The 5,851-nt window shown below is 71.3% G+C and carries 5 protein-coding genes; 1 reads left to right on the top strand and 4 read right to left on the bottom strand.

Going from position 1 to position 5,851, the window contains the following annotated elements:
• Nucleotides 1–38: 38 nt before the first annotated feature.
• The 4 genes from ACFWW9_RS45650 to ACFWW9_RS45635 form a co-directional block, all read right to left on the bottom strand.
• Nucleotides 39–176 (bottom strand): hypothetical protein, encoded by a 138-nt coding sequence (locus tag ACFWW9_RS45650; protein WP_390389842.1) that lies wholly within the window; start codon nucleotides 174–176, stop codon nucleotides 39–41.
• Nucleotides 169–1,794, bottom strand: coding sequence for a glycoside hydrolase family 27 protein (locus ACFWW9_RS45645; RefSeq protein ID WP_390389841.1), 1,626 nt, complete (start codon nucleotides 1,792–1,794; stop codon nucleotides 169–171). Before ACFWW9_RS45645 ends, ACFWW9_RS45650 begins: the two co-directional genes overlap by 8 nt.
• A 140-nt stretch (nucleotides 1,795–1,934) precedes the next feature.
• Entirely contained in the window at nucleotides 1,935–3,014 is a 1,080-nt protein-coding gene (locus ACFWW9_RS45640; protein ID WP_390389840.1) for a LacI family DNA-binding transcriptional regulator, read from the bottom strand.
• Nucleotides 3,015–3,202: 188 nt separating this feature from the next.
• Complete coding sequence (locus tag ACFWW9_RS45635) at nucleotides 3,203–3,976, bottom strand: FadR/GntR family transcriptional regulator (RefSeq protein ID WP_390389838.1); 774 nt, start codon at nucleotides 3,974–3,976, stop codon at nucleotides 3,203–3,205.
• A 386-nt stretch (nucleotides 3,977–4,362) separates the two neighbouring features.
• Between ACFWW9_RS45635 and ACFWW9_RS45630 the strand changes: the two genes are divergently transcribed.
• On the top strand, nucleotides 4,363–5,736 hold the full coding sequence (locus ACFWW9_RS45630; RefSeq protein WP_390389835.1) for an endo-1,4-beta-xylanase: 1,374 nt from the start codon (nucleotides 4,363–4,365) through the stop codon (nucleotides 5,734–5,736).
• The last annotated feature ends 115 nt before the right edge of the window (nucleotides 5,737–5,851 follow it).

The following is a 5,851-nucleotide window of genomic DNA, read 5'->3' as shown; positions in this document are numbered from 1 at the left end:
ACCGGCTGAGCGGCCCCTGACGGTGGCCGCGGCCACCGTCAGGGGTTGGCGCGGACCGCCCCGTTGAGCCGGCAGATCGTCGGCTCGGCGGCGTCACCGGTGCGGCTCGCCTGGAAACCGATGCCGATCGAGGTGTCCAGGGCGTCGTGAGGTCGAAGCGGTGCCCCGCTAGGCACGGGCCCACCTCTGGTTGGCCTGGCCGTTGCACGTCCACAAGACCAGTCGGGAGCCGTTCGCGGTGGCGGCCTGCTCGACGTCCAGGCACAGGCCCGCTCGGGTGTTGCGCAGGGAGCCGTCGGAGCCGAGGGTCCACTTCTGGTTGTCCTGGCCGTTGCACGACCAGATGATCACCCGCGTGCCGTTCGCGGTGCCCTGGTCGTAGGCGTCGAGGCACTTGTCGCCGAACACGCGGACCTCGCCGCCCGCCCACGTCGTCCACAGCTGGTTCGCCGCGGTGTGGCAGTCCCAGATCAACGTGGCGGCACCGGCGGCCGTGGAGGCGTTGTCGACGTCGAGGCACCGGTTCGACCCGGCGCCGCGCAGCCGTGAGGTCGTGTTCGCCAGCGGGCTGCCCCCGGTCACCCGGTAGGCGGCGACGCCGTGCGCGGGCACGCTCGCCGAGACGGTGCCGGACGTGCTCGACGTCCCTCCCGTCCACAGGTCGAGCAGGGTGAACGCGCTGCCGCTCAGACCGATCTGCGCGGCGGTGGTGGAGATCGTCGCCGTGGCGCCGCCGCGGTTGAAGAGGCCCACCGCGACCGAGCCGTCGGACAGGGCCTTGGCGAACACCTCCGTGGTGCCGTCGTCGCGGACGCGGCGGCCACCCGCGCCGAGCGGGTCCTGGTTGACCGCGAGCAGGCGGGGGTTGCGCAGGACCGCGCTGATGTCCGAGGACATGGAGCGGATGTCGTTGCCCGCCATGAGGGGCGCGGCCAGCAGCGACCACAGGGCGAAGTGCGACCGCGACTCGGTGAGCGTGAGGCCGGGGCGGCCGACGACGAGCATGTCCGGGTCGTTCCAGTGGCCCGGCCCCGACTGCGCGGCCAGCGGGGCGGTCACGTCCAGGACGTTGCCCACGCCCATCGGGTAGCTGTTGGTGTTGCCGTTCTGCCAGATGTCGAGCAGGTCCTCGGTGGTGCGCCACAGGTCCGCGACCGGGCCCCAGTCGTACTTGTCGCCGGTGATGGCGTGGAAGCTGTTGGGGTTGACGCTGTAGACGATCGGGCGGCCGGTCGCGCGCAGGGCGTCGCGCATGACGGCGAAGCGGGCGACCTGCTCGTCCCGCGTGCCCGCGCCGGAACACCAGTCGTACTTCAGGTAGTCCACGCCCCAGGACGCGAACGACCGGGCGTCCTGGGCCTCGTGGCCCTTGCTGCCGGTGGAACCGGGGTGCGCGCCGGAGGTCTGGGCGCACGTGCGCTCGTTCGGCACCTGGTAGACGCCGAACTTCAGGCCGCGGGCGTGGATGTAGTCGCCGAGCGCCTTCATGCCGCTCGCGAACTTCGTCGGGTGGGCCCGCAGGTCGCCCGACGAGTCGCGCTGCGGGTCGAACCAGCAGTCGTCCACGACGACGTACTGGTAGCCGGCGTCCCGCATGCCCGACGACACCATCGCGTCCGCCGCTTGGCGGACCTGGGTCTCGGTGACGCCGCAGCCGAAGCTGTTCCAGGAGTTCCAGCCCAGCGGCGGGGTGAGCGCCGGGCTGCCAGGGGCCGCCGCCGAACCGGGGGCGGTGACGCCGAGGACCGCCAGCACCGCGGCGATCACGAGGAGGAGTGGACTTCTTCGCGGCATGGTCGTCCCTTTCCGGACACGGCGGGGACTTTGCCGAACGAACGTATCCACGGCGACGACGGCCGGTCAAAGCTAAATGTGCGCAGTTGTTTTTAGCCTTGGCCGGAAAGGAATGCCGCCATTCGCCGAAAGGACTCCGTTCAGGTGGACATCCCCACCGCGTCACCGGCGGCCGTCCTCACCGGTGCCGCCACGGACTTGACCGAGCCGCCCCGGCGGACGGGCATGGGGACGCGGTGGACGGCCGTGCCTCCCCCGCGTTCCGGCGCGAACAGCAGCTCCACCGCCTTCGCGCCGAGTTCGCGGTGCGGCAGCACGACGGTCGTCAGCCGCGGGCGCAGCCACGAGGCGACGGGGTGGTCGTCGAAGGACATCACCGACACGTCCCCCGGCACGGACAGCCCGGCGTCGGCGAGCGCCTGGTAGGCCCCGAACGCCAAGCGGTCGTCGAAGCACAGCAGGGCCGTGGGCCTGGTGCGGCGCAGCAGCTCGCGGGTGGCGTCGTAGCCGTTCTCCGGGCTCCAGTCCGCGCACGGGCGGCCGCCCACCACGGCCACGCCCGCGTCGCCGAACACCTCGCGGATGCCGGTCAGGCGTTCCACCACGGCGATCCCGGCCGGGCACACCTGGTCCGGGCCGGGTCCGACGCCGATCAGGTGAACGCCCTCGCGGTGCCCGGCCTCCACGAGCACGCGGGCGGCGGACCGACCGGCCTGCACCTCGTCGGGCACCACCGACGGCAGCGGGGACCAGGTGAGCGGCAGGGCGTTGAGGAGCACGGCGGGACCGTCCTCCAGCCCCTTGGGCACGACGACCCTCTTCGTGGACATGGCGGCGTACACGATGCCGTCGACCCGGCGGTCCCGCATCGCCTCGACCAGCGACCGCTCGACCTCGGGGTCACCACCGCTCTCGCCGGTGAACAGCACGAAACCCCGCGCGCCCGCCGCCTCCGCCGCCCCGCGCACCAGGTCGCCCGCCAGCGGGGACGACACCACGGAGTCGATGATCAGCCCCACGGTCCGCGTCCTGCCCTTGAGCACCCGGTCGGACACCGCGTACCGCCGGTACCCCAGGTCGCGGGCGGCCGCCCGCACCCGGCTCTCCGCGTCGTGGGAGATGCGCAGGTCCCGACCACGCCCGGTCAACACCAAGGACGCGGTCGTGGGCGAGACACCACTCGCCTTGGCCACATCGGCCAGCGTCACCCGTTGTCGCACCACAAAGCCTCCGTCTCGACGGCGATCGACCGAATCAACGGACATAGGCACCCGGCAGGACACCCGTTGAAAAAGAGTTGGCTAAACGAACAGGGCCGAGCGAAACGCCTCCCGAAATCGCGGGCGGACCGTTTCGACGTGAACGGGAACCGCTTCCCGTCGGTCTCCTCTCCCCGAACCCGACGGGTTCAGCGCGTCAACCGGCCGGGGTCCCCGGCGGCGGCGCGGCGCACCAGCCACGCCTCGGTGATGTGGGTGAACGTGGCCTCGGCGGCGCCCGCCTCGTCGCGGGCGGCGATGCGCTCGAAGATCCGCCGGTGCCCGCGGTTGGACGCCTGGCAGAACTCCAGCCCGCTCACGCCGACGTAGCTCGCTGTGTTGATGACCTGGCTCTCCAGCGCGCGGACCACTCCACGGGCGATCCGGTTCCCCGACGCCCGCATGATCGTGTCGTGGAAGGCCCGGTCGTGCTCGTGGTAGGCGGGGACGTCGTGGACCAGCTCGTCCATCCGGTCCACCAGCGCGCGCAGCCGGTCGAGGGTGTCCTGGTCCGCCACGCGGGCGGCGACCTGCGCCATGTCGGACTCCAGCAGCCGCCGCGTGACGACGAGGTCGTCCAGGACGGCCAGGCTCTCGTCCTCGGCGATGGTGGCGGCGAGGACCGTCTCGTCCAGCATGTTCCACGCCACGGGCGGGGTGACCACGGTGCCCGCGCCCTGGCGCACCTGCACCAGCCCCTTCTCCTGCAACACCTTCACCGCTTCGCGGACCACCGTCCGGCTCACCGAGAACATCTCGCAGAGCACGGGTTCGGGCGGCAGGGTGGAGCCGTGCGGGTGGACGCCGCGAACGATGCGCTCCACCAGCTCGGCCGTGATCGCCTTCGCCAGGTTGGTAGGCCTGCGGGCCCACGCGGGGCTCGCGGGGACGGCCGCGGTCGGCTCGGGGCTGGTCGTCGTCATCGTCCCTCCGGGTGCGCTGCGCGGCTCGCCCACTATGGCACGTGCGCACCAGTCGTAACACCGTTGACATCTGACGTCATACGGGTCGGCCTCGCGCTGAGCTGCCAAACCTGGTCTTTCAGCTAAATTGTTAGCGCTAACTTTAGCTGGACGCCGATTTCAGGAACGGAGAGTCACCTCCACTAGGCCTTTCAAGTGGCCTTTGGGAGCGCTCCCTGATTCTGATGGCCCATTAGCACCAATGTCGCCGGTTTCCTTCTTGTGAACGCGAACACCCGCTGCCACACTTCCGCTCGGCGCGTCTTCCCCGTGCCCTGCGCGCGGTCGACCCCGGCAAAACCCATCACCGCCCGGACGTTCCGGGCGGACTTCGGAAAGCGTGGAAGATGAAACTGACATCGAGGTCAGTGTCGTTGCCCGCCCTGGCGGCGACGGTCCTGGCGGCCGCGCTCGGCGCGACGCTGCTCGTCACCGGCACCGCCAACGCGGCCACCACACTCGGCGCCGCCGCCGCTCAGACCGGCCGGTACTTCGGCGCCGCCATCGCGGCCGGGAAACTCGGCGACTCGACCTACACCGGGATCGTGAACCGCGAGTTCAGCATGATCACGGCCGAGAACGAGATGAAGTGGGACGCCACCGAGCCCAACCGCGGCCAGTTCAGCTACTCCAACGGCGACCGGATCGCCAACCAGGCCTTGAACAACGGCAAACGGCTGCGCGGCCACGCCCTGCTGTGGCACCAGCAGCAGCCGGGGTGGGCGCAGGGGCTCAGCGGCTCCGACCTGCGCAGCGCGGCGATCAACCACGTCACGCAGGTCGCGACCCACTACAAGGGCAAGGTCTACGCCTGGGACGTGGTCAACGAGGCGTTCGCCGACGGCAGCTCCGGCGGCAGGCGCGACTCGAACCTCCAGCGCACCGGAAACGACTGGATCGAGGCCGCGTTCCGCGCCGCCCGCGCGGCGGACTCGAACGCCAAGCTCTGCTACAACGACTACAACACCGACGGCATCAACGCGAAGTCCACGGGCATCTACAACATGGTGCGCGACTTCAAGTCCCGCGGCGTGCCGATCGACTGCGTCGGGCTCCAGTCCCACCTCTCCAACGGGCCGCCCAGCGACTACCAGGCCAACATCAAGCGCTTCGCCGACCTCGGCGTCGACGTGCAGATCACCGAGCTGGACATCTCCGGGTCGAGCCAGGCCACCGGCTTCTCCTCGGTGACCAGGGCGTGCCTCGCCGTGTCCCGGTGCACCGGCATCACCGTGTGGGGCGTCCGCGACAGCGACTCGTGGCGCACGGGCGAGAACCCGCTGCTGTTCGACAGCTCCGGCAACAAGAAGTCCTCCTACACCGCGGTCCTCGACGCCCTCAACGCCGGTGGGACCACGGTTCCGGGCGGTGACCCCGGCACCACCACGACCACGACGACGACCACCACGACCACGCCCAACCCCGGCACCGGTGGCTGCACCGCGTCGGTGTCGTTGAACGCCTGGAACGGCGGTTTCGTCGCCACCGTCAAGGTCACCGCGGGCTCCTCCGCGTTGAGCGGCTGGAAGGTGACGACCTCGCTGGCGTCCGGCACGACGGTGACGGGCTCCTGGAGCGCCACCGGCAGCGGCACCACCGGCACGGTCACGTGGACCAACGTCGCCTACAACGGCTCCGTCGGCGCCGGGCAGTCCACAGAGTTCGGCTTCCAGGGCACCGGGAGCGGCGACGGGCTGTCCCCCACCTGCGCCGCCGCCTGACCCCGCGCGCCGGGAGCGGCCCCGCCCCCCCCCCCCCCCGGCCCCCCACCGGCCCCCCCCCCCCGGGCCCCCACTTACCCCACCACCCCCCCCGGTCAGAGCGCGCGCCGCCGCC

The organism is Umezawaea sp. NPDC059074 (genome assembly GCF_042738955.1).
Lineage (GTDB): Bacteria > Actinomycetota > Actinomycetes > Mycobacteriales > Pseudonocardiaceae > Umezawaea.
Note: the sequence above shows the minus strand (reverse complement) of the source record. Positions and strands in the feature narration are given on the sequence as shown.

Coding starts and splice junctions, on each gene's coding strand:
- ACFWW9_RS45630 (WP_390389835.1), top strand. CDS start 4,363: ATGAAACTGACATCGAGGTCAGTGTCGTTGCCCGCCCTGGCGGCGACG.
- ACFWW9_RS45645 (WP_390389841.1), bottom strand. CDS start 1,794: ATGCCGCGAAGAAGTCCACTCCTCCTCGTGATCGCCGCGGTGCTGGCG.
- ACFWW9_RS45635 (WP_390389838.1), bottom strand. CDS start 3,976: ATGACGACGACCAGCCCCGAGCCGACCGCGGCCGTCCCCGCGAGCCCC.